This window comes from Stenotrophomonas sp. 05L414_2 (genome assembly GCF_056397905.1).
On record NZ_JBFTOJ010000002.1, the window covers coordinates 1 to 21,304 of the forward strand.

Here is a 21,304-nt window from a genome sequence, read left to right on the forward strand (position 1 = left end):
GCCGGCCAGCGGCCGGCACTACCAGACGATCGGGCCACCGAGTGATTCGGCGATTCAGCGATCGGGCATCAGACAATCGAGCGACCCGTCCAGGACGCTGCCAAAAAAGAAGGCCCGCTTTTCAGCGGGCCTTCTGCCTTCTCACGACGAGTGAGCGGGAGGGATCAAGCCGCCGGCTTCTCGCCGGTGGCTTCGGTGGTGATGCGGATCTTCACTTCATCGCTGACGTTCGGAGCGTAGGCGCCGACGCCGAAATCGCTGCGCTTGATCGTGGTGGTGGCATCGAAGCCGGCGGCCGGAACCTTGGCCATCGGGTGCTCGCCGCCGCCGTTGACGGTGACGTCCAGGGTCACCGGCTTGGTGATGTCCTTGATGGTCAGGTCGCCGGTGACGGTCAGCTTGTTGGTGCCGGCCGATTCAACCTTGGTGCTCTTGAAGCTGGCAGCCGGGAACTTGGCAGCGTCGAAGAAATCGGCGCTCTTCAGGTGCTCGTCGAACTTGGCGGTGAAGCTGTTCAGGCCGCTCAGCGGCAGCTTCACTTCCACGGTGGACTTGGTGACGTCGGTGGCGTCGTACACCAGGGTGCCTTCGGCGTTGCCGAAGTGCGCGCTCGGGTTGGAGAAGCCGAAGTGGCTCCACTGCGCCAGCACGTCGGTGTGGGTAGGGTCGAGCTTGTAGGTGCCCGAGGCGATGGTGATGGCGGCAGCGGCCGGGGCGGCAGCAGCGGCATCGGCGGCCGGGGTGGTGGCAGCCTGTTCGGTGGCGGCCGGGGCAGCAGCATCGGCTGCCGGGGCGGCGGTGTCGGCCGGCTTGGAGCAGGCGGCGATGGCCAGGGTCAGGGCCAGCGGCAGCAGCAGTTTACGGGTGGCGCTCATCTCAGGAACTCTCCGGATCGTAGGGTGGGAACACAGTGCAGCAATGGCCCGCCACGGCGGGCGGGCCCGAAACCGATACAGCGACTTACGCGATGCGCGCCGCTTCGTCGAAGGACAGACGCGGCAGACGGGGGAACAGGCCCGAATCGTCACCGTACCCCAGGTTGACCAGGAAATTCGACTTGATGCTGGTGCCGGCGAAGAAGGCTTCATCGACCTTGGCGTTGTCGAAGCCGGACATCGGGCCGGCATCCAGGCCCAGCGCGCGTGCGGCCAGGATCAGGTAAGCGCCCTGCAGGCTGCCGTTGCGGAACGCGCCTTCATGGCGGCCTTCGCGCGGGCCGTCGAACCAGGCCTTGGCGTCGGTGTGCGGGAACAGGTACGGCAGCTTCTCGTGGAAGTCCTGGTCGAAGGCCACGATGACGGTGACCGGGGCAGCCAGGGTCTTGTTGTGGTTGCCTTCGGACAGGGCCGGGGCCAGCTTGGCCTTGGCTTCGGCCGACTTCACGAACACGAAGCGCGCCGGGCTGCCGTTGGCGGCGGTCGGGCCCCACTTCAGCAGGTCGTACAGGGCGTGCAGCTGGGCGTCTTCGACCGGCTTGTCGAGGAAGGCGTTCTGGGTACGGGCAGTGCGGAACAACTGGTCCAGTGCAGCAGCGTCGAGCGCGTGGGACATCGGTGGATCTCCAGGGCGGCTAAGGTCTGTGCCCGCGGGCGGCGCGGGGCGAAACGTCGATCCGCAGTGTAGAGTGTCGCGACTGTTGCAACACCCAGCAGGGCTGAAACGAATTAATGCCAATGGTGAAACGATCGAGCGCGCCTTGGACGGTCACCGACGGCCGTGCCGGCAATGTCCGGCAGGCGGTCGCGCTGGCCTCGGCGCTGCGCCAAGGCACCCACCGCCCCCTGATCCTGCAGCCCCGGGCGCCATGGCGCTGGCTGGCACCGCGGCGCTTGCCCGGTGATGTGCACGGCTACGGCCAAGCCCTGGCAACCCTCGCCGCCGATGCGCCCGCGCTGGCGATCGGCTGTGGTCGCCAGGCCGCCGGCGCGCTGCGCGTACTGCGTGCGCGCGGCAGCCAAGTGGTGCAGATCCTCGACCCGCGCATCGGTTCCCGCCACTGGGACGTGGTGGTGGTGCCCGAACATGACGCGCTGCGCGGCAGCAACGTGCTGACCCTGATCGGCAGCCTGAACCCGGTGGACGATGACTGGCTGGCCTGGGGCCGCGCGGCGTTCGCCAGCTTCAGCACCCTGCCCGGCCCGCGCACCGCGCTGCTGGTGGGCGGCCCGACGCCGCTGGCGCCGTGGGACGAAACCGCGATGGTGCATGTATTCCAGGCACTGGCCGATCAGATCCGCAGCGAGGGCGGCAGCCTGCTGGCGACGACGTCGCGACGCACGCCGCCAGCATTGGCCGAGATCCTGCGCGCGAAGTTCGCCGATCTGCCGCATGTGATCTGGGGCGATGGCGGCGATGGCGTGAACCCGTATGCCGGCCTGCTCGGCTGGGCCAACCGGGTGGTGGTGTCGCCCGATTCGGTGAACCTGTTGTCCGAGGCCAGCGCCACCCGCATGCCGGTGATGGTGGCCCTGGCCGATACCGCACAGGGACGGCTGGCACGCTTCCAGCAGCAGCTGCGCGAGCGCGGGCGCCTGCAGCCGCGTTGGCTGGACTGGCAGTACGACCGCATCGAACCGCTGCGCGAAACCACGCGGATTGCCGCCGAGGTCAAAGCGCGCCTGGCATCACGGTAGTGCCGGCCGCTGGCCGGCAACTCATGATCTTCGGCGACGTATATGCGGATGCCGGCCAGCGGCCGGCATGGGCCGACAGCGGCACCTGCCGCGAGCGCTACCCCAGCGTGGCCGCGCAGGCGGCGATGTTCGATGTGGCGTGGACCACGGCCGAGCGCCTGGACGCGCTGCCCGACGTGGACGTGGTGATCGCCGCGCGTGGCGGCCAGGACCTGAGCCGCTACGGCCTGCGCCACAGCCACCTGGCCTTCCTGCTGCGCGAGGACGACGGCCGCTGGCGTGCGATGCACCTGCTCAACCGCTGCAAGACCGACAGCTCGCAGCTGTACCGCGAGGGCCTGGGCAATTTCGTCGGTGAAAGCGGCACCCATACTGATCTGCGCATCGGCGTGCCGCCCCCGGCGTTGCAGGCTGCACTGAAGCGGATGCTGGCAGCGCCGGCGATCCAGCCCAAGGCGCTGCACGAATCGAACTACAACGTGGTGGCCTATCCGTTCGCGACCGACTTCCAGAATTCCAACCAGTGGATCCTGGAAGTGCTGGCCGCAGCGATGGCGCAGGCCGAAGGGGGCCCGGTCATCGTCAAGCGCGAACAGGCACAGCAATGGCTGCGCGCGCAGAAGTACCAGCCCAGCGTGCTGCATATCGGCCTGGGCAAGCGCGTGGGTGCGCGCTTGTTCGTGGCCAACGCCACCACCACCGACCATCCGGCCAGCGAACGCATTTCCGGCAACTACTCGGTGGTGACGGTGGAATCGGTATTCGACTTCCTGCACCAGCGCAGCCAGCTGCAGCAGGAACTGACCATTGCGCATGCGACGGCCGGCACTGCCGCCGCTGCGCCCTGACCTGGCAAGGAGAAGATGATGCGCAACCTGCAGTTTTCCGCGTTGGCCGTGCTTTTGTGCGGCAGCCTGTTGTCTGCAGCGCCGGCACATGCCGAGCGCCGCATCGTGATCATCCAGAACAGCGTGCCCGAGGGGCCGAGCCTGGAGATGTCCGCGCCGATGGTGGAACGGGCGCGCGCAGCCGCGGCTGGGGAAACCAACGATGCGGGCATGCCCCCCGGCCAGGGCCCGCGGGTGACGCTGCCGCAGATGCAGGTCAGCGCCATCTCCACCACCGTCGATGGCCGCCGCGAAGTGCTGCTGCAGGACCCCGCCAACCCGCAGAACACCGCGTCCATGCAATGGCCCAAGCGCCCCGGTGACCCGGCCGTGCAGTTCAACGTGGGCCAGACCGTGAATTTCGAGCCTGCTGAATCGGGCAACGGCTGGCGTGTGAGCGACAACCAGGGCCGCCCACTGGAATACCTGCCCGAGGCCACCGGCCCACGCGACATTTTCGATACGCAGCGCTGAGCCGCTGCCTTCATCCTGACCAGGAGGTCACCATGCTTCGTTCCCTGCGCGCCCCCGCCGCCGCCCTGCTGCTCTCGGCCCTGACGGTGCCGACCGTGCACGCTGGTGCCGCCCCGCACATCAACAGCGGCCAGGCCAGCGTGCTGGTCACTTCGCTGATCGTGGTGTCGGTTCCGCTGGCCACCTCGATGGGCCTGGCCGCGCTGTCCAAGGCGCCGTTCAAGGCCAGCGAGCGCAATGGCCGGGTGGCCGAGCGCACTCCGGCAGTACCGCTGCCGCCGATGGAAGTGAAGCAGGTGGCGACCACCGCCGCTGGCGAGCGCCAGGTGCAGCTGCAGGTGCCGGACAAGGCCGACCAGACCGCCACCCTGCAGTGGCCGGCGATCGAGGGCGAAGACCCGGTGGCCGGTTTCGTAGTGGGCCAGCAGGTGCGCTTCGACCCGACCGATGCCGGTGCCGGCTGGACAGTGAAGAACAGTGACGGCAAGGCCCTGGCCTATGTGCCGACCGCCTACGCCGCCGGCGACGCGCTGAGCGAGCAGCTGTAAAACTGAACGGCCGTTTTTGGCTTTGCGGCGGGCCGGGCGGATAATGGGCGATCCCCTTTGTCCCCTGGCTCGCCATGTCCGTGCGTCCTGCGCCTGTTTTTGCCCCGTTGACCGCCCGCGCCCTGGTGCTGGCGGTGCTGGCCATGGGCGCGGTGGTGCTGCTGTCCAACGTGCTGGTGCAGTACCCGATCAATGACTGGCTGACCTGGGGTGCTTTCAGCTACCCGGTGGCCTTTCTGGTCAGCAACCTGATCAACCGCCGCTTCGGCCCGGGCCCGGCCCGCCGCGTGGCGTGGATCGGGTTTGCGGTGGCGGTGCTGCTGTCGGTGTGGGTGGCCACACCGCGCATTGCGATCGCCTCGTGCTCGGCCTTCATCGTGGCCCAGTTGCTGGACATCACCGTATTCGATCGCCTGCGCCGCGGCAGCTGGTGGCGCGCACCGATGGTGGCCACCACCTGCAGCGCCACGGTGGACACCACGATCTTCTGGTCGATCGCCTTCGCCGGTTCCACCCTGCCGTGGGTGAGCTGGGCAGCGGGCGACCTGGCAGTGAAGCTGGCGATCGGCGTGTGCCTGCTGGCCCCGTTCCGCGCGCTGCTGTGGAAGATGGCGCCGCTGCGTACAGCGGGCTGACTGCCTCACCGGTGGGTGCCAACCTTGGTTGGCRCACTCCYTGAACCCGGTGGGTGCCGACCGTTGGTCGGCACGCTCCTTCAGGGTTCATCGCAGCTGAGAGATTGTGCCGACCAACGGTCGGCACCTACCAATGAAAAGCCATCGCCGAGCCATTGACCCGGTGGGTGCCAGAGGTCGGCACCTACCCAAAGCTGCTACCGCCATTGCAGGCGGTCAGGCGAACGGCAGCTCCGCGGCGATGCACGCAGCGCGGATCACCGCACATGCCTCTTCGATGGCCGGCGTGGTCGGTGCCAAGCGCGGCCGGCGATCCAGCGTGCAGGCCAGCCCGACCTCCAGCAGCGTGGCATGTGCGCCATGCAGCGCCTGTGCGGTGGCTTCGGGCAGGAACTCCGCCGCCGCCAGCGCGTCGATCAATGCCGGCGTGGCACGCGGCTGCAGCAATGCAGGGACTTGCGCACTGCATGCCAGCACGCCGGTCTGCAGCAGGAATTCCAGGTCGACCACGCCACCCGCGCCCTGCTTCAGGTCGAGCCGCGCGGCATCGCTGCGGTCCAGTTCAGTGCGCATGCGCCCGCGCATCTTCACTACATCGGCATACAGCGTTGCGCGATCACGTTCGCGACCCAGGGTCTGCGCACGTACCTGTTCGAAATCCTGCAGCAGGCTGGCATCGCCGGCCACGCCGCGTGCGCGCACCAGCGCCTGGTGCTCCCAGGTCCATGCGCGATCGCGCTGGTACTCGGTGTAGCTGGCCAGCGAAGACACCAGCGAGCCCTTGCCACCATCCGGACGCAGGCGCACGTCGATGTCGTACAGGCGGCCGGCGGCGGTGACCGCAGCCAGCAGCGCCATCACCTTCTGGGCCAGGCGCGCATACCAGCGGCCCGGCTCCAGCGGGCGCGCGCCGTCACTGGCTTCCACGCCCGGCGGGTGATCGTGCAGGAACACCAGGTCCAGATCCGAGCCGAAACCCAGCTCCAGGCCGCCCAGGCTGCCGTAACCAATGATCGCGAAGCGGCCGCCGGCGATAGCGCCGTGCGCGGCGTGCATATCGGCCTCGGCCATCGCCAACACGGTGATGACCACCGCCTGCGCCAGTTCGGCCAGTTGCCGGGTGCTGTCGACCGCGCCCTGGCGGCCATCCAGCGTGGCCATGGCCATGCGGAAGCTCAACGCCAGGCGAGTTTCATTGAGCCAGCGCAGCTGCGATTCGGGATCTTCCACCGGCAGCACCTGCCGGCATTCGGCCAGCATGCCGGCGGCGTCGGGCATCGGCCCGGACACGCGTACGTCCAGCAGTTCGTCCAGCAGCAGCGGATACGCGGCCAGGCGCTCGGCCAGCAGCGCGCTGCGTGCCAGCACGTCGACCAGTCGCGCGAGTGCGCTGGGCTGTTCGTCCAGCAGCGCCAGGTAGCTGGTACGGCGCAGCACTGCCTGCAGCAGGCCGAGCACGCGCTTGAGTGCGGCATCGGGCTGCGGTGAACGGGTGGCCGCGTGCAGCAGTGCCGGCAGTACGCGGTCCAGGCGCGCACGCGCCGCATCGGACAGCGACTTCACGCCCGTGCCCTGGGCGAAATCGCGCAGTGACTGATCGGCGCCATTGGCATCGAGGAAACCGGCCTCGGCCAGCAGCGGCGCGTTGCTGCCTTCGGGCAGGCTGCGCCAGTAATTGGCCAGCGCATCGGGCGCTGCCTGGCCCTTGCGTGGCGCCAGCAGCGCACCGAACTCGGTACTGACGCGCTGCTGCTGCACACGCAGTGCGTCGCGCAGCGCATCCCAATCGGCATAGCCCAGGCCGACGGCAATCCGCTCGCGATCCAGCGCATCGCTGGGCAGCACATGGGTCTGCGCATCGCGCAGCATCTGCAGCCGGTTTTCCAGCCGGCGCAGGAACAGATAGGCCTCGCGCAGTGCGGCGCCATCATCGCGGGCGATCTGCCCGGCAGCCACCAGGGCATCCAGCGCGACCAGCAACCGCCGCTCACGCAGCACCGGCTCACGGCCACCGCGAATGAGCTGCAGCGCCTGGCACAGGAATTCGATCTCGCGGATGCCACCGGCACCGCGCTTGATGTCGTCGTGCATCTCGCGCCGGGCGACTTCAGCGGTGATCGCCGCTTTCATCTCGCGCAGGCCGTCGAGCGCGGTGAAATCCAGGTAGCGGCGGTACACGAACGGACGCAGGGTCTGCAGCCAGGCCTCGCCAGCGGCGATATCGCCCGCCACCGCACGCGCTTTCAGCCAGGCATAGCGCTCCCAGTCACGGCCTTCGCGCTGGAAGTACTGATCCATCGCAGCGAATGACAGCGCGACGCGGCCTGCGCTGCCAAACGGGCGCAGGCGCAGGTCGACGCGATGGCTGAAGCCATCGACGGTGGTTTCATCCAGCAGCTTGGCCAGGCGCTGGCCGAGCCGGGCGAAATACTCTTCGGCCGCCAGCGCGCGCGGACCGTCGGATTCACCGCCCTGCACGTAGGCGTAGACCAGATCGACATCGGAACTGAAGTTGAGCTCGCCACCGCCCAGCTTGCCCAGCCCGAACACCACCAGCTGCTGAGGTTGGCCGTGGTCATCGGTGATCACCCCGTGGCGCTGGGCGAACTCCCGCTGCAGGGCGTCCAGCGCCAAGCGCAGGCAGTCCTCGGCCAGCGAGGTGGCGCCCGCCAGAGTCTGCGGCACGTCATCCAGCCCGGCCAGGTCGCGCCAGATCAAGCGGGTGGACATCGCCGTGCGCCAGCGTCGCAGCTGTGCCGGCCAGTCGCTGGGCTGCAGCGGGTCGAGCACCGGCGCCGGCAGCGGCGGGCAGCCCGGCGCGGCCAGCTGCGCCAGCAGGCCGGGCTGGCGCACCAGGGTGTCCAGGGCGAAGTCGCTGCTGATGGCCAGCTGCACCAGCATCGGCTGCAGTTCGGCCGGGATGGGATCGGGCACTGCCTGGGCCAAGCGCGTCAGCGCGCGGTGGACGAGGGGCTGCAGGGTGGCGGGCAATTCGGCGGGGGCGAGGGTCATGCACTGATTCTCGCGGGGTCGCATCCCTTTGCCAACGGCGAAGGGCTGTGACCGCTTGCTGCGATATCGCCGAAGGTTGCTGGGGTTGCCGGCCAGCGGCCGGCACTACCGAAAATGGAGTCCGCGCATTCATCTTGGGCGACAGGCAATAAAAAAGCCCGCTTGCAGCGAACTGCCAGCGGGCTCTGCTCCCTCCCCCACGTCGGGATGCAGGGCCATCGTGCGGTGTACGAAAGTACTTTGCACGCTGCACTGCAAAACAAAACTGACGGGTATGGGAGAGGCCTTGCCGGAAACGCCATTCCACGAAGGTAGAACCCCCCGTACGGCAGGGGATGGCCGATAATCGGGATTCCCCCCAGAAACGCTGTCGTCATGACTGTTGATCGCATCGCCAACGCGCGTCTTCGTGACCGCGTGGTCTCGGCCGAGGCCGCAGCCGCGCTGATCCAGCCCGGTGAAACCGTGGCCATGAGCGGCTTTACCGGCTCCGGTTACCCCAAGGCCGTTCCCGTTGAGCTGGCCCGCCGCATCGAATCGGTGCATGCCCAGGGCCTGCCCTTCCAGATCAGCCTGATGACCGGCGCCTCCACCGCGCCGGAACTCGATGGTGCGCTGGCCAAGGCCGATGGCATCGCCATGCGCATGCCGTTCCAGAGCGACCCGGATGCGCGCAACCGCATCAACGAGGGCAAGCTGGATTACATCGACATCCACCTCAGCCACGTCGCCCAGCACGTCTGGTTCGGCTTCTACGGCGAGATCGATACCGCCGTGGTCGAGGTCTCGGCGATCCGCGAGGATGGCTCGCTGGTGCCGTCCACCTCGCTGGGCAACAACAAGACCTGGCTGGACCTGGCCAAGAAGGTGATCATCGAGGTCAACGAGTGGCAGCCGGCCGGCGTGGACGGCATGCATGACATCTACTACGGCACCGCGCTGCCGCCGCACCGCAAGCCGATTCCGCTGGTCAATGCCAACGACCGCATCGGCGAGACCGCGCTGCGCTGCGACCCGGACAAGATCGTGGCSGTGGTGCGCACCAACGGCCCCGACCGCAACAGCCCGTTCAGCCCGATCGATGCGACCAGCGAGCAGATCGCCGCGCACCTGATCGAGTTCCTGCAGCACGAAGTGAAACGCGGCCGCCTGCCGGCCAACCTGCTGCCGCTGCAGTCGGGCGTGGGCAACATCCCCAATGCGGTGCTGGCCGGCCTGGCCAAGAGTGGTTTCCGCGACCTGGCCGCGTTCACCGAAGTGATCCAGGACGGCATGCTCGACCTGCTGCGCGACGGCGTGCTGAGCTACGCCTCGTGCACCGGCTTCGCACTGAGCCCGCAGGCCAACGAGACGTTCAAGGRGAACATCGATTTCTACCGCGAGCGCATCATCATGCGCACGCAGGAAATCTCCAACCATCCGGAACTGGTGCGCCGCCTGGGCTGCATCGGCATGAACGGCATGATCGAGGTGGACATCTACGGCAACGTCAATTCGACGCACGTGATGGGCACGCGGATCATGAACGGYATYGGCGGTTCGGGCGACTTCGCGCGCAAYGGCTTCCTGTCTGCGTTCCTGAGCCCGTCGACGGCGAAGAACGGCACCATTTCGGCGATCGTGCCGATGGCCAGCCATGTCGACCACACCGAGCACGACGTGTCGGTGATCGTGACCGAACAGGGCCTGGCCGATCTGCGTGGCCTGACCCCGCGCAAGCGCGCGCAGGTGCTGATCGACAACTGCGCGCACCCGGATTTCCGCGCGCAGCTGCAGGACTACTTCGACCGCGCCAGCCGCGAGAGCTACGGCAAGCACACCCCGCACCTGCTGCCGGAGGCGCTGTCGTGGCACCAGCGGTGGCTGGATACGGGCACCATGAAGGCCTGAGTATTGCCGGTTCGCCGGGCATGGCCCGGCGCTACCCCGCATCGCACCTTGGTAGCGCCGGGCCATGCCCGGCGGGTGTTCCGCATCAGGTGCGCAGGCTCGCCAGCGATTCGGCCTGGATGCGCTCGTAGATCTCGAACTCATCGTTCACCGCCGCACCCAGCGCCTGTTCGAAGGCCTCGCGATTGGCATGGGCGGCGTACGCGCGCTGCTCACCGCCGCCCAGGTTCGACTGGAAGATGCCTGCGGCACTGACCGGCAGGAAGTCCTCGTAGACGATCGGATCGGCCGTGGCCAGGCCCGCGGCAACCAGCACTTCGGCCGGCAGATCGGCCACGCGCTCCGGCGCGGCGCGGCCAGCGTCGGTCAGCTGGTAGCGGTAATACCCCAGGCCTTCCTGGCGCAGGGTGTCGTGGTCATCCGGGAAGCTGGCGAACACCGCCTGCAGGCGCTGCCCATAGTCGCCACCGGTGCTGCCCGCGCCGTCGGCATCGCGCGCCTGCGTCAGCAGCTGGTCGTACAGCGCGCGGCCTTTCGCAGTCAGCGCCAGGCCACGCTGCTCGATCTCGCCGAAGCGCGCGGTATGGGTACCGGCGTCGCCGCCCTCGTTGCCCGGGAAGTGCACCGCCTCTTCCAGCGCCTTGAAGCTGGTCTGCCGCAGCAGGATCGGGCAGGCGCGGCGCGGCGGGCCCTCGATCACCGCCTTGGCGGCCATGCCGTGCTCGATCATCGCCGCCTGCGCAGCGTCGATGTCCAGCGTGCGCGGGGTCAGGTGGTTGATGTGCGGGCCACGGAAGCTGACCACATCGGCCACCAGCCGGTGCGCCTTGTGCAGGGCATGGTAGGTCGGCAGGTCGACGGTGGCGTCGCCATGCCAGCGGAAGGTCTCCAGCGCCTGTTCGACGAAGCGCTCGGCATCGGCCTGGGTCAGGCCACCGTCACGCTCGGCCTGGTCGATCAGCGCCAGTGCCTCGTCGGTGAAGATGCGGCGGCGGGCGAGGATTTCGGCCGACTGCGCACGCAGCGCCTCGTCTTCGATCAGCTCCAGGCGCAGCAGCGAGGTGAACACGCGGAACGGGTTCAGTGCCAGCGCAGCGGCGGTCAGCGGGCGGAAGGCGGTGGAATGCACCGGCACGCCGGCCACCGACAGATCGTAGTAGCCCACCGGGTACATGCCCATCACCGCGAACAGGCGGCGCAGGGTTGCCAGTTCCTGCGGGGTACCGACGCGGATCGCGCCATGGCGTTCTTCATCCAGGCGGGCACGCTCGTCGTTGCGCAGCAGCTGCGCGGCCAGCGCCGGGTCCTGCGCCAGGACCTGCGTGTTGATCCGCTCCACCAGTTCCACCAGCGTGCCGTACAACGGCACTTCGGTGCGGTACATGCGGGACATGGCCTGGGCGAACAGGCGGCGGATCACATCAGGCGAAACGAAAGAGGCGCTCATCAGTCACTCGATTACGGGAACGGGGAACAGCTCGGACCAGTATTGTCGCCGGAGCGCGCGGCGGCGGCGATACGCAGAGCAACATGACCTGCGATGGGTAGTGCCGGCCGCTGGCCGGCAACCTCCGTGCGGCGGGGGCATGCAGGAACGGCCCGGTAGTGCAGGTTCTGCGGCTTGGCCGGCATCCGCTTCACCACCTCGGCCCAGCCGCCCTCGGGGTCCTGGCTGAAGGCGCGCACGCTGTCGCGGCAGGTCTGGCCACTGGCCTTGGCCCAGAAACAGGCGAAATAGATGTCGCCGGCCTGCCACCGGTGGGTGGTGGCCAGCGCGGCGATGTAACCGCGCGGTACACCGGCATAGCGCGATACCTCGTCGAGGAAGGCATCGGGGTAACGCTCGGCGTAGTGGTTGATGTCGGCCAGCTGGATGTCGACCCAGGCATCGCCGGTATCCACCTCATAGGTCGCCGAACGTTCGGCGGTCTGCTGCGCCAGCACGATGGCCGGCGCCAGCAGCAGGGACAACAGCAGGGCGCGCAGTGGCAGTTTCATGCTTCGATTCTGCCGCAGCGGCCGCGCCGTGTCAGGCCGCGGCAGCGGCCTTGGCCTCGATCGTCGCCAGCGCCGCCGGCCAGTCCCAGGCGGTATCGGCGTTGACCATGCGTGGTTCGTCGTCGGCCACGCCGTGCTGGGTCTCGTGCGCCCAGGTCACTGCGTAGGGGGTGTGGATACCCCAGCCGCCGAGGGTGATCACCGGTTCGATGTCCGAGCGCAGCGAATTGCCGACCATTACGAACTGCTGCATCGGCAGGTCGAATTCGGCCAGCACGCGGGCATAGGTTTCCGGGTCCTTCTCGGACACGATCTCGATGCGCGGGAACAGGTCCGCCAGCGCCGCGACCTTGATCTTGGCTTCCTGGTGGAACAGGTCGCCCTTGGTGATCAGCACCACCGGGTACTGCGCGGCGATGGCGGCCACCGACTCGCGTACGCCGTCGATCAGTTCGACCGGGTGGCGCAGGGTGTCATGGCCGATGTCGAGGATGCGCTGGATGTCCTTGGCTTCGATCCGCTGCGAGGTGATCTCGATGGCTGCTTCGATCATCGACAGCGTCATGCTTTTCACCCCGTAACCGAACACGCCGAGGTGGCGCTGCTGCACTTCCAGCAGGTGGCGGGCGGTCTGGGTGTCGTGGACGTCGATGTAGCGCGACAGCAGGTCCAGGTAATCCTGTTCGGCCTTGCGGTAGTAGTCCTCGCTCTTCCACAGCGTGTCGTCACCGTCAAAACCGACCAGGCCGATGGCGCGCGAGGGCGCAGGCGTGGAGGTGTTCATCGCCCTAGGATACAGGCGCGGCGATGACGAAAAAAACCCGGGTGGCCGAAGCCACCCGGGTTGCCCATGCACCGGTTGTCCCGAATTCAACCGTGGATCAGCGACCCTGGCCCGCGGCCGTGCCACCCGCGCCGGCACCCGCCTGCTGGGCGGCCACGTAGGCCTTGTACTCGTCGGCGCTCAACTGGCCGTCCTTGTTGGCATCCGCCTGGTCGAACACCTGCGCAAGGCCCGCATTCACCTGCGACTCGCTCTTGCTGATGGTGCCGTTGCCATCGGTATCGATGCTGGCCCACGTCTGGCCACCGCCGTTGGCCTGCGCCGAGGCTGCTGCGGCCGCGTCGGTAGCCTGGTCGGCCGCCTGGCCTGCCTGTGCCGCCGCCTGCTGGGCCTGCGCCGCTTCGTTCTGTGCATGCGCGGCCTGCTGCTTGGCCGACTGCGCCATCGCCGGGATGGCCAACACGCTGCCGGCGGCGACGATCAGGGCGATCAGGGGCTTGCGGTTGCGAATAGTCATCTGGGGTGTCTCCTGAAGGGTGGTAGTGCGCGGTCGTTGTCTCCGCACGGCACCTACCCTGCCACCGCGTTTCTGAATCGATTTTGCGCCGCAATTCCCTCGAACACGCATGGTTAACCACTGGCGCAGACGTATGCGTTAGCGCGGTGGTTAGTGCGAAGTGAGCAGACAGTAAGACGAGCATTCAGCGCTGCAGGATTTAACCGGCAGCGAACGAAAAACCTGCGTCAGTCGACGGTTTTTTCCGATGACCGCGAACTGAACAACACCCATCCCAATGCAACACCGGAGAGCGCACCGGCGATCTCCAGCACCACGCGGCTGCCCAGTTCGTTCGGATCGTGGATGGTGGACAGGAACAGGCGCGCATACAGCGGCGACTCCAGCCGCACGATGCCCATGTAAAACAGCTTCCAGGCATCGATGCCGGCGGAGATGATCACCGCGATCACGCACGACCAGCCGATCGCATGGCCCACGGTCCAGTGCAGCACCCGGCACAGGTGGTGCCACAGGAAATACACCAGCAGGCCGACCAGCAGAGCGATGAGGCCCGCCTCGAGCGTACCGAGCAGGCCGAAATGCAGGGGAAGGTTCATCAGGCGGGGACGCAGGAGAAGGCGGCCAGTGTAAGGGTATCGGCAGGGCTGCGCCCCTGCACCTGCAGAGGCCAGGGCGCAAGCAACGGCAACGGCCAAAGCAACGGCAAGCATTCCGTGGAATGGCGGGGCGGTGTCGGATTGCGGGGACGCCGCAAGTACGTCCTTGTAGGCTTGGCAGCCGCATCCATGCGGCTGACACCCCGCAATCCGACCAATTGAACGAAGAACATCCACGCATGGCGTGGACCTACCGTGTCGACCAAGGTCGACACCCACCAAGAGCAGGCCATGCCTTCCCGACAGATCGCGGAAATCTGTCGAAGGCGGGGTGGGTCCGGTTGAGGGGGCGTGAGCCGCATGGATGCGGCGACCGAGCTTACATGGACGTACTTGCAGCGGCCCCCGCAACCGGATCCACCCCGCCATCCCACGGAATGCCCGCTGTTGCTGTTGCTGTTGCTGTTGCCGTCGATTCGGCGGGTGCAGGGCGCAGCCCTGCCGACAACCCCTTACCGCACTGGCACGTCGTAGGCGGTACCGGAGTCCGGCTCGGGCTGCAGCGTGTAGTGCCACCACTCCTGCGCATAGTTGGCGAAACCACGCCGTGCCATCGCCTGTACCAGCTGCTGGCGGTTGCCCTTCTGTGCGTCATTCAGGCCGGGCGTCTGCGTATGCGCGCGCGGGCCGAAGAAGTCGAAATCGGTGCCCATGTCCATCGGCGTACAGCGCCCGCTGCGGCAATCCAGCAGGCCCAGATCCACGGTGGCACCACGGCTGTGGCCGGAGCGCTCGGCGATGTAGCCGTCGCTCAGCAGCTGCGGCTTGTCCAGATCCGGATACTGCAGCGCCTTGCGCGACTGTTCCTGCGGATCACTCACCCAGGCCATGAACGCCTGCACCGCGCGCACCGGGCGATAGCAATCGTAGAGACGCAAGCCAAAACCCTGCGCGCGCAGGTCAGCTTCCACAGCGGCCAACGCCTTTGCCACCGGCGCCATCAGATAACACGCGGGCGCCTCATAGCCGGGCACGCGCGCAGCGGTGAAGTTGTTGGCACCGGCGTAGCGGATGTCCATCTCGATGCGCGGTGACAGCGTGCGGATCTCCACCAGTCCCGCCGCAGTGACGTCGGTGGCGGGCGAGATGCGTGGTGGCTCAGCGGCGTGGGCCGCCGCTGCCAGGGCAATCGCCAGTACGAGTGAAATGCAGGTCCTGGAAGTCATAGCTGAAGTCGATCTCCGGATCGATGGCGCGCAGTTCCAGCGTCGGCGTGCCTGCATCGGGATTCAGCCACGCCTGTGCCGAGGGTTCCAGCGTATCCCACTGCAACAGCCAGCGCCCTTCCAACTGCTTCACTGTTGCCTGCAGCGCGGGCGATTTGTCCACACTGAAGCGCAGGCCATTGCTGGTGGGGCATAGCGAGGCGGGGCCAAGCCAGGGATCGCGGTAACGCCCCTGCCATTGCGCCAGATCGGTGGCGGCGGCCGGTTGCGCGGCCCTGGTGGAGGGTGCACGACTTCCCGTGGCGGCGCGCTCGGCACGATCGGCCTTCAGCTCGGCCAGGTAGTACCCCACAGGTTGCGCGTCATCCGGCGCGGTGAACTGTTTCAGCGTCGACTCCATCAACGCGGTGCGGGCTTCTTCGGCCTCGCCGTTGATCAGCATCACCACGCCGACCTTGCGATCCGGCAGCAGCGCCAGCGAGGAATACATGCCCGACAGCGTACCGGTGTGCGCGACCTTCCAGTGCCCGTCCATGTCCGACACCCGCCAGCCCAGCCCATAGCCATAGAAGYGGGCGTTGTCCCACTTGCGTTGGCGTTCGCCCAAYGGCATCGGCATGTGCAGCGTCCACAGCATGCSGCGTTGCTCGGCRCYCAACCACGCCGGTGCCAGCGCCGGGTCCAGCAGCACCTGCATCCAGCGCGTCATGTCGCGCAGCGAACAGCGGATGCCACCGGCCGCCATCGACGTCAGATCGGGGCTGAGCGTTCCATCGGCACCGGCCACCACATTGCGGCCATCGCGACGCACATGCGGTTGCGCGACATTGCCGACCTGCTTCACCGACCATGCGCCCACCTGGCAACGGGTCATCCCCAACGGATCAAACACCCGCTCGCGCATCAGCTGGTCATACGGCTTGCCACCGGCGGCCGCAGCCACCTCACCGGCAACGACGTACATCAGGTTGTCGTAGGCGTAGCCGCTGCGGAAACTGGTGACYGGCTTCAGGTGTGCCAGCCCTGCGATGACATCGCTGCGGGTGAAGGCATTGGGCTCGGGCCACAGCATCAGGTCACCGGCCCCCAGGCCGAGGCCACTGTTGTGAATCAGCAGATCGCGCACCTGCAGGTGTTCGCCCACCCAGGGGTCATGCATGCGGAACGCCGGCAGATGGCGGCGTACCGGGTCGTCCCAGCGCAGCTTGCCCTGCTCCACCAGCGTGGCCAGCAGCGCGGCGGTCATCGCCTTGCTGTTGGAGGCGATCTTGAACAGCGTGTCTTCATCGATGCGGCCGCCGTCACCGCGCCCCCCTTCGGTGTGGCGATAGACCACCTGGCCATCCTCGACCACCGCCATCGCCAGCCCCGGCAGGTGCTCGTGCTGGCCCACGAAGGCGATGTCGGCGTCCAGGCGTGCGGTGTCCACCGCCCCTGCTGGGGCGGTGGCGGCAAGCAACGCGGCCAAGGTCAGCAGGCGATACACGGCCGGTCTCCATTGGCAGGGCCGGGCGACGCCCGGCCCTGCGCATCCTCGTCGATCAGAAGTTCCAGGTCACCACCAGCTGGGTGTAGCGCGGCGCCTGCCAGCGGGTACCGGTAGCGAAGGTGTTCTCGCGGTACTGGCCAGGCTGGGCTTCGTAACGCTGGTGCACGTTGATGGTCTTCTGGTTGTTGAAGATGTTGTACACCGACAGCCGGGCACTCAGGTCGATGCTCTCCACCGGCAGGCGCCAGGTCACGTTCGCGCCCATGGTCCAAGTCCACGGCAGGCGACCGAAGGCACCACGCGGGCTGTATTCGAACTGGCGTTTGTCATAGGGGCCGGAGCAGTTGGCCACGCACAGCCAGCCGGTGCCACCACCGCTGCCCTCACTGGAGGTGCTGCCACCTGCGATCGAATCGTTCGGCCACATGACGCCATAAGCGGTGATCGGGCCGCCGGACTGCACCTGCAACGTGGTGCCGAACGACCACTGCTTGTTCAGCGCATACGCCGCGCGCAGCTTGAACTGGTGACGGAAATCATTGAACAGCACGCCATAACGTTCATTGGTAGCCGGGTGATCCCAGAACTGGACCATGCCGGTGTCGCCGTAGTTGGTATCGGAGTTCACCGGCCCTTCGAAATTGCCCTCGCTCTTGGACCACAGGTAGGACGCGTTGAGCATCCACTTCTCGTCCCATGCGCGATCGATCTGGAATTCCAGCGCCTTGTAGGTACGCTTCGGCTTGGAATAACCGATCACCTCGCCGCTGCCGCCCTTGCGATAGCCGCTGTTGGCGGTATCGATGGTGATCCAGCCTTCSTYGGCGCAGCCGATGCTCTTRTCGCCCCAGATGGTCAGGCTCTCGCCCGGGTTCGCGATCGGCCACAACGTGCTCGGCGTCGGTCCGCACGGGGTGTAGTTGATGCGGATGTCATCCAGTGCGCGGGTCATGCGCCGGTAGGTGGCGTTGACGCCCCACGACCAGGCCTGGTTGATCATGTTCTGGAAACCGAGGATGTACTCGTCCTGGTAGACCGCTTTCAGGTCCTTGTCCACGCTCTGCCGCAGGTCGGCACCGCCGGTGTTCATGCGGGTGTCGGTCGGCCCGATCTGCTGTCCGATGACCGGCGCCATGTACGCCGAACCGGTAGGCGAGGTCTTCCGTTCCCAGCCCTCAAGCACGTAGTAGCTGTACTCGTCGGTCAGGCCGCCGGCGAAGTTGACGTTGATGTTGTTCGTCACCGGCAGGTAGTAACGACCCGCGTTGCCGAACAGCTTGGTGCTGCCATCGCCCTTCATGTCCCACGAGAAGCCCACCCGCGGCGCAATCAGATCGTCCATCTTGATGAACGCCTTGCCGGCGGCGGTGCGGTTTTCGAAGCGGTCCCAACGCACGCCAAGGTTCAGCATCAGGTTCGGAGTGATGTTCCAGATGTCTTCCAGGTAGAAGGCATTGGCTTCGGTCTCGAACTTGCCGCCGGATTGCCGGTTGCGCGCACGCAGCATCTCGGTGACACCGGCCGGCACGTAGGCATTGGCGCCGTCCCACACTTCATCCCCGGGACGCGCCACGTAGGCGGTGTAGCTCAAGGCGGTCGGCCCGGGATAGCGGGTGGTCTGGTCGGTGGTCATCAGCTCGCGGTCAACGCCGAAGCGCAGCAGGTGGTCTCCCAGCTGCCATTCGAAGTCCAGGCGCGCCACGTCGCGTGTGTCATCACGCTCGGCCACGGCGGTCCCGGTCGGATGGCAGCCGGCGCGCAGGCCCTGCAGCTTGGACAGACGGGTGCCATAGGTGCTGTCGGTGAACACCGGGCTGCAGGCCTGGTCCAGCGACGAGTTGGTGAAGGCGCGCTGGTTGTTCTGGCCGACCATCGCGCGCGCGGTGAAGTTCTGTCCGAAGTGACCGGTGTAGGTGGCTGACCAGTTCTTGCCGCCAGTCTCGGTGATCGAATCACCGCCCCAGTCGCCGAGGCGGTTGTCATCCCAGTCGTAGGCGTAGGACGCATTGGTGACATCGCCTTCATCGGAGAATGCCAGCAGCGCCAGGCTGTGGTTGTCATTGATGTTCCAGTCCAGCTTGGTGCCCCAGAACCCATTGCCGGACTTGTTCTTGAACCAGGTGCTGCCATCGGACGAGGTGTTGTGGCCGCGGTCGTTGCGGTCCTCGTACATGGCGAACAGGAACAGCTTGTCCTTGATGATCGGCCCAGAGCCCCAGACATTGGTCTTCAGGAACGAGTTGTTGTCGCGGCTGCCATAGGAATGCGGCGTACCGTCGCGATGGAAATGGTCACCGCCGCTTGAGCGCCCTGCGCTGGGCTCGGCAGTGACTTCCACGCCGCCCTTGAACTCGTTGCTGCCCGAGCGGGTGACCGCGTTGATCACGCCGCCGGTGGAACGGCCRAACTCSACCGAGTAGCCGCCGGTCTTGACCTGGAATTCATTGAAGAACGCGAACGGGGCCGTGCTGAAGCCGCGACGCGTGTACATGTCGGTAACGTTGAGGCCGTTGATGAAGACTGCGTTCTCGGCCACCGAGGAACCGGCGAAGGACAGGCCGCCGAACGACGAGTTGCCGCCGACCACGCCCGGTGCCATCAGCGCCACGGCGGACAGATCCTGTGCCACCGGAAGCCGTGAGATTTCCTGCCGGTTGATGTTGAATGAGGTCTCGGTGGAATAGACGTCCACCCGGTTGATCACGCGGGTACCGACCACCTGCAGTGCATCGAGGTTGGTGACGCCGCCGCCACTGGCCAGGTTGACGGTCGTGGTGCCGCCGACAGCGACGCTTACCGCCACCTGTTCGCCCAAGGTCTGGCCATCGCGGCTGAGCTGCAGCCGATAGTCACCCACCGGCAGCTGGCCGAGGCGGTAGCTGCCGTCGGCACCGACGGTGACCGTCCGGGTCAGGCCGGTGCCGGCATTGACGACGGTGATCTGGTCGCCCGCGGTGGCGCGGCCGGCAACGGCACCCGACACGTTCTGGGCCGTGGCCGTGGTGGGCAGCATGATGCCCAGACACGCGCCGAGGGCGACGCACAAGGCCGCCCGCTTGATGTTGTAAGCCTTCATCCCCTGCTCTCTCCTGCAAGAATTGAATGGTGGTGGGGTGGTGTGTCGCGCTAGCGTTGCCCGGCTGGCAGTACCCGCCACTGGAAGTCGTAGCTCCATTGGTCGAAGTACAGGTTGCCGCCTGACCACTCGGCCTCGCCGCGCTGCGAGTCGACCGTTTCCGAGCGGTAGTGCTGTTTGGCCGGCGCGAACGCCTGGCCGAAATCGTCGTTGAAGGCGATGCGGTAGCCATCGAGGCCACCGAGGTAGAAGTCACGCAGCGCGGGCGTGTCGCTGGCCAACACGCCGGTGGTCACATCCATCGGCAGCCAGCCATAGGGCGCCAGGTAGACCTGGCCCCAGTCGTGCAGGTTGTTGTAGCCGCTGCCATCGTCGGAGAACACCATGCCCGATTGCCAGCGCGCGGGAATGCCGTTCATGCGCAGCAGGGCGATCAACAGCAGTGTCTGTTGCCCGCAATCGGCATGACCGGCGCGCAACGCGTAGTCGCTGATGTTGCTGAGGGTCGAGTACTCGCGCGCACCGGCCCATGGAATGCGGTCGACCGCGGCGAACAGCTTGCGTACCACTTCATACGGGCGCGTCTCGCCCTGCAGCACCTGCTCGGAGAACAGCTTCAGCGCCGGCGTGAAGCGCACGTGCGGCAGCTGCTCGGCCAGATAGGGCTTCAATGCTGGATCATCCGGCGTAGCCTGCACCTTTGTCACATCGATTGCCGTGCGGCGCGCGAAGATCGTCACCGCGTAGCGGATTTCAAAGTACGTCGGCTGCCCGGCCACCGCCTTGGCTTCCAGGTAGGCGGTGCGCTGCTGGGTGCTGGCCGGGGCGACTCGAGCCTTGCCTGGTGCACTGCCGATCCACTGCACGCGCTCCTGCTGGCCGGGAATCTCGCGCGGGTACGGAATCCAGGCACGTACGGTTTCGCCGGCCGGTACGGCATCCGCCTTGACCGTCAACGATTGGGTGAATTCGATGCGCTGCGGCAGCACGGATGCCATGCCGCTCTGTTCGGCGGCGGCAACCACGCGCGCGTGATGCGCGTTGAGCACCTCGTTGGGGCCCGGCGCCGGCATCGGCGCATCCGCGCGGCGGCGTGCACGTGCTTCATCGCTGAGCAGGAACAGGTTCGATGGTGCGCGCTTGAAGTACCAGCGCGTGCCATCGATGTCGAGATGCTCGATCAGGCCAAGCTGGTCCCAGCGCGCGAATTCCTCGTTGGTCAGGTCGGGAATCCAGCGGCGTACCGCTGCTTTGGCTGCGGCTTGGTCAAGGGAGAAATCCAGTCTGATGCGGCGCATGCGCTCGCGCTGGAACGCGCTTTCGGCAGCATCGCCAGCGGTCGCCAGCAACGCATCGGCATCGCTGAAACGACCGCTGTCGACCAGATCGATCAGCTGGGTTTCCCGTTCGCGTTCAGTGGCGCTGCGCGGATCCGCGGCCGGTGCCGCCGACGCCCACAGCAGCAGCGCGGCACACAGGCCGGCAGCGGCAGGCAGAGACGGTTTGCGAACGGCAGGATCCACAGCGACACTTCCC

General features: G+C 67.0%; 18 protein-coding genes. 6 read left to right on the forward strand and 12 right to left on the reverse strand.

The features are described from left to right. Positions 1 to 164: 164 nt before the first annotated feature. Both AC1DJN_RS00595 and AC1DJN_RS00600 read right to left on the reverse strand, forming a co-directional pair. The gene (locus AC1DJN_RS00595; RefSeq protein ID WP_025878214.1) at positions 165 to 875 is read right to left on the reverse strand and encodes a YceI family protein; all 711 of its coding nucleotides are present in this window, start codon (positions 873 to 875) and stop codon (positions 165 to 167) included. A gap of 85 nt (positions 876 to 960) precedes the next feature. Further along, positions 961 to 1,551, reverse strand: coding sequence for a malonic semialdehyde reductase (locus AC1DJN_RS00600; RefSeq protein ID WP_025878215.1), 591 nt, complete (start codon positions 1,549 to 1,551; stop codon positions 961 to 963). 122 nt (positions 1,552 to 1,673) lie between these two features. Between AC1DJN_RS00600 and AC1DJN_RS00605 the strand changes: the two genes are divergently transcribed. The 5 genes from AC1DJN_RS00605 to AC1DJN_RS00625 all read left to right on the forward strand — a co-directional run bounded on the left by AC1DJN_RS00605 (position 1,674) and on the right by AC1DJN_RS00625 (position 5,177). Further along, a complete protein-coding gene (locus AC1DJN_RS00605) occupies positions 1,674 to 2,633 on the forward strand; it encodes a mitochondrial fission ELM1 family protein (RefSeq protein WP_442252346.1) in 960 nt (319 codons plus the stop codon). Positions 2,634 to 2,656: 23 nt separating this feature from the next. Continuing rightward, a complete protein-coding gene (locus tag AC1DJN_RS00610) occupies positions 2,657 to 3,481 on the forward strand; it encodes a DUF2145 domain-containing protein (protein WP_478038560.1) in 825 nt (274 codons plus the stop codon). A gap of 18 nt (positions 3,482 to 3,499) precedes the next feature. Beyond that, positions 3,500 to 3,994 carry a hypothetical protein gene (locus AC1DJN_RS00615; RefSeq protein WP_025878220.1) on the forward strand — a complete coding sequence of 165 codons (495 nt, stop codon included), beginning with the start codon at positions 3,500 to 3,502 and terminating at the stop codon, positions 3,992 to 3,994. A gap of 32 nt (positions 3,995 to 4,026) precedes the next feature. After that, on the forward strand, positions 4,027 to 4,542 hold the full coding sequence (locus AC1DJN_RS00620; RefSeq protein WP_025878222.1) for a hypothetical protein: 516 nt from the start codon (positions 4,027 to 4,029) through the stop codon (positions 4,540 to 4,542). A 74-nt stretch (positions 4,543 to 4,616) separates the two neighbouring features. After that, a complete protein-coding gene (locus tag AC1DJN_RS00625; RefSeq protein ID WP_025878224.1) occupies positions 4,617 to 5,177 on the forward strand; it encodes a queuosine precursor transporter in 561 nt (186 codons plus the stop codon). A gap of 216 nt (positions 5,178 to 5,393) precedes the next feature. Here the strand turns inward: AC1DJN_RS00625 and glnE are convergent, their stop codons facing one another. After that, on the reverse strand, positions 5,394 to 8,189 hold the full coding sequence (gene glnE, locus AC1DJN_RS00630) for a bifunctional [glutamate--ammonia ligase]-adenylyl-L-tyrosine phosphorylase/[glutamate--ammonia-ligase] adenylyltransferase (protein ID WP_442252345.1): 2,796 nt from the start codon (positions 8,187 to 8,189) through the stop codon (positions 5,394 to 5,396). 375 nt (positions 8,190 to 8,564) lie between these two features. Here glnE and AC1DJN_RS00635 point away from each other — a divergent pair, with 375 nt between their 5' ends. Further along, a complete protein-coding gene (locus AC1DJN_RS00635; RefSeq protein ID WP_478038562.1) occupies positions 8,565 to 10,079 on the forward strand; it encodes an acetyl-CoA hydrolase/transferase family protein in 1,515 nt (504 codons plus the stop codon). Positions 10,080 to 10,164: 85 nt separating this feature from the next. On the opposite strand, the gene hglS is transcribed toward AC1DJN_RS00635, so the two are convergent. The 9 genes from hglS to AC1DJN_RS00680 all read right to left on the reverse strand — a co-directional run bounded on the left by hglS (position 10,165) and on the right by AC1DJN_RS00680 (position 21,291). Next, positions 10,165 to 11,526, reverse strand: coding sequence for a 2-oxoadipate dioxygenase/decarboxylase HglS (gene hglS, locus AC1DJN_RS00640; protein WP_059065771.1), 1,362 nt, complete (start codon positions 11,524 to 11,526; stop codon positions 10,165 to 10,167). A gap of 11 nt (positions 11,527 to 11,537) precedes the next feature. Further along, the gene (locus AC1DJN_RS00645) at positions 11,538 to 12,077 is read right to left on the reverse strand and encodes a hypothetical protein (protein ID WP_478038564.1); all 540 of its coding nucleotides are present in this window, start codon (positions 12,075 to 12,077) and stop codon (positions 11,538 to 11,540) included. 31 nt (positions 12,078 to 12,108) lie between these two features. Continuing rightward, positions 12,109 to 12,861: an HAD family hydrolase gene (locus AC1DJN_RS00650; RefSeq protein ID WP_032975604.1), complete on the reverse strand. Its 753-nt coding sequence runs from the start codon at positions 12,859 to 12,861 to the stop codon at positions 12,109 to 12,111. 97 nt (positions 12,862 to 12,958) lie between these two features. Then, positions 12,959 to 13,378, reverse strand: a complete 420-nt coding sequence (locus AC1DJN_RS00655) for an EF-hand domain-containing protein (RefSeq protein WP_025878233.1) — start codon at positions 13,376 to 13,378, stop codon at positions 12,959 to 12,961. Between the two features lie 227 nt (positions 13,379 to 13,605). After that, positions 13,606 to 13,977, reverse strand: coding sequence for a hypothetical protein (locus AC1DJN_RS00660; protein ID WP_059065767.1), 372 nt, complete (start codon positions 13,975 to 13,977; stop codon positions 13,606 to 13,608). A 512-nt stretch (positions 13,978 to 14,489) separates the two neighbouring features. Next, the gene (locus AC1DJN_RS00665) at positions 14,490 to 15,203 is read right to left on the reverse strand and encodes a M15 family metallopeptidase (protein WP_442251939.1); all 714 of its coding nucleotides are present in this window, start codon (positions 15,201 to 15,203) and stop codon (positions 14,490 to 14,492) included. Further along, positions 15,136 to 16,689, reverse strand: a complete 1,554-nt coding sequence (locus tag AC1DJN_RS00670; RefSeq protein ID WP_478038566.1) for a serine hydrolase domain-containing protein — start codon at positions 16,687 to 16,689, stop codon at positions 15,136 to 15,138. The genes AC1DJN_RS00665 and AC1DJN_RS00670 overlap by 68 nt, the downstream gene beginning before the upstream one ends. A gap of 55 nt (positions 16,690 to 16,744) precedes the next feature. After that, entirely contained in the window at positions 16,745 to 19,768 is a 3,024-nt protein-coding gene (locus AC1DJN_RS00675; RefSeq protein ID WP_478038569.1) for a TonB-dependent receptor, read from the reverse strand. 50 nt (positions 19,769 to 19,818) lie between these two features. Then, complete coding sequence (locus tag AC1DJN_RS00680; protein WP_442251942.1) at positions 19,819 to 21,291, reverse strand: transglutaminase-like domain-containing protein; 1,473 nt, start codon at positions 21,289 to 21,291, stop codon at positions 19,819 to 19,821. Positions 21,292 to 21,304: the final 13 nt, after the last annotated feature.

What these genes read in the sequence shown, in the direction of transcription:
- AC1DJN_RS00595 (WP_025878214.1), bottom strand. Translation starts at nt 875, where the DNA reads ATGAGCGCCACCCGTAAACTGCTGCTGCCGCTGGCCCTGACCCTGGCC.
- AC1DJN_RS00600 (WP_025878215.1), bottom strand. Translation starts at nt 1,551, where the DNA reads ATGTCCCACGCGCTCGACGCTGCTGCACTGGACCAGTTGTTCCGCACT.
- AC1DJN_RS00605 (WP_442252346.1), top strand. Translation starts at nt 1,674, where the DNA reads ATGGTGAAACGATCGAGCGCGCCTTGGACGGTCACCGACGGCCGTGCC.
- AC1DJN_RS00610 (WP_478038560.1), top strand. Translation starts at nt 2,657, where the DNA reads ATGATCTTCGGCGACGTATATGCGGATGCCGGCCAGCGGCCGGCATGG.
- AC1DJN_RS00615 (WP_025878220.1), top strand. Translation starts at nt 3,500, where the DNA reads ATGCGCAACCTGCAGTTTTCCGCGTTGGCCGTGCTTTTGTGCGGCAGC.
- AC1DJN_RS00620 (WP_025878222.1), top strand. Translation starts at nt 4,027, where the DNA reads ATGCTTCGTTCCCTGCGCGCCCCCGCCGCCGCCCTGCTGCTCTCGGCC.
- AC1DJN_RS00625 (WP_025878224.1), top strand. Translation starts at nt 4,617, where the DNA reads ATGTCCGTGCGTCCTGCGCCTGTTTTTGCCCCGTTGACCGCCCGCGCC.
- glnE (WP_442252345.1), bottom strand. Translation starts at nt 8,189, where the DNA reads ATGACCCTCGCCCCCGCCGAATTGCCCGCCACCCTGCAGCCCCTCGTC.
- hglS (WP_059065771.1), bottom strand. Translation starts at nt 11,526, where the DNA reads ATGAGCGCCTCTTTCGTTTCGCCTGATGTGATCCGCCGCCTGTTCGCC.
- AC1DJN_RS00645 (WP_478038564.1), bottom strand. Translation starts at nt 12,077, where the DNA reads ATGAAACTGCCACTGCGCGCCCTGCTGTTGTCCCTGCTGCTGGCGCCG.
- AC1DJN_RS00650 (WP_032975604.1), bottom strand. Translation starts at nt 12,861, where the DNA reads ATGAACACCTCCACGCCTGCGCCCTCGCGCGCCATCGGCCTGGTCGGT.
- AC1DJN_RS00655 (WP_025878233.1), bottom strand. Translation starts at nt 13,378, where the DNA reads ATGACTATTCGCAACCGCAAGCCCCTGATCGCCCTGATCGTCGCCGCC.
- AC1DJN_RS00660 (WP_059065767.1), bottom strand. Translation starts at nt 13,977, where the DNA reads ATGAACCTTCCCCTGCATTTCGGCCTGCTCGGTACGCTCGAGGCGGGC.
- AC1DJN_RS00665 (WP_442251939.1), bottom strand. Translation starts at nt 15,203, where the DNA reads ATGACTTCCAGGACCTGCATTTCACTCGTACTGGCGATTGCCCTGGCA.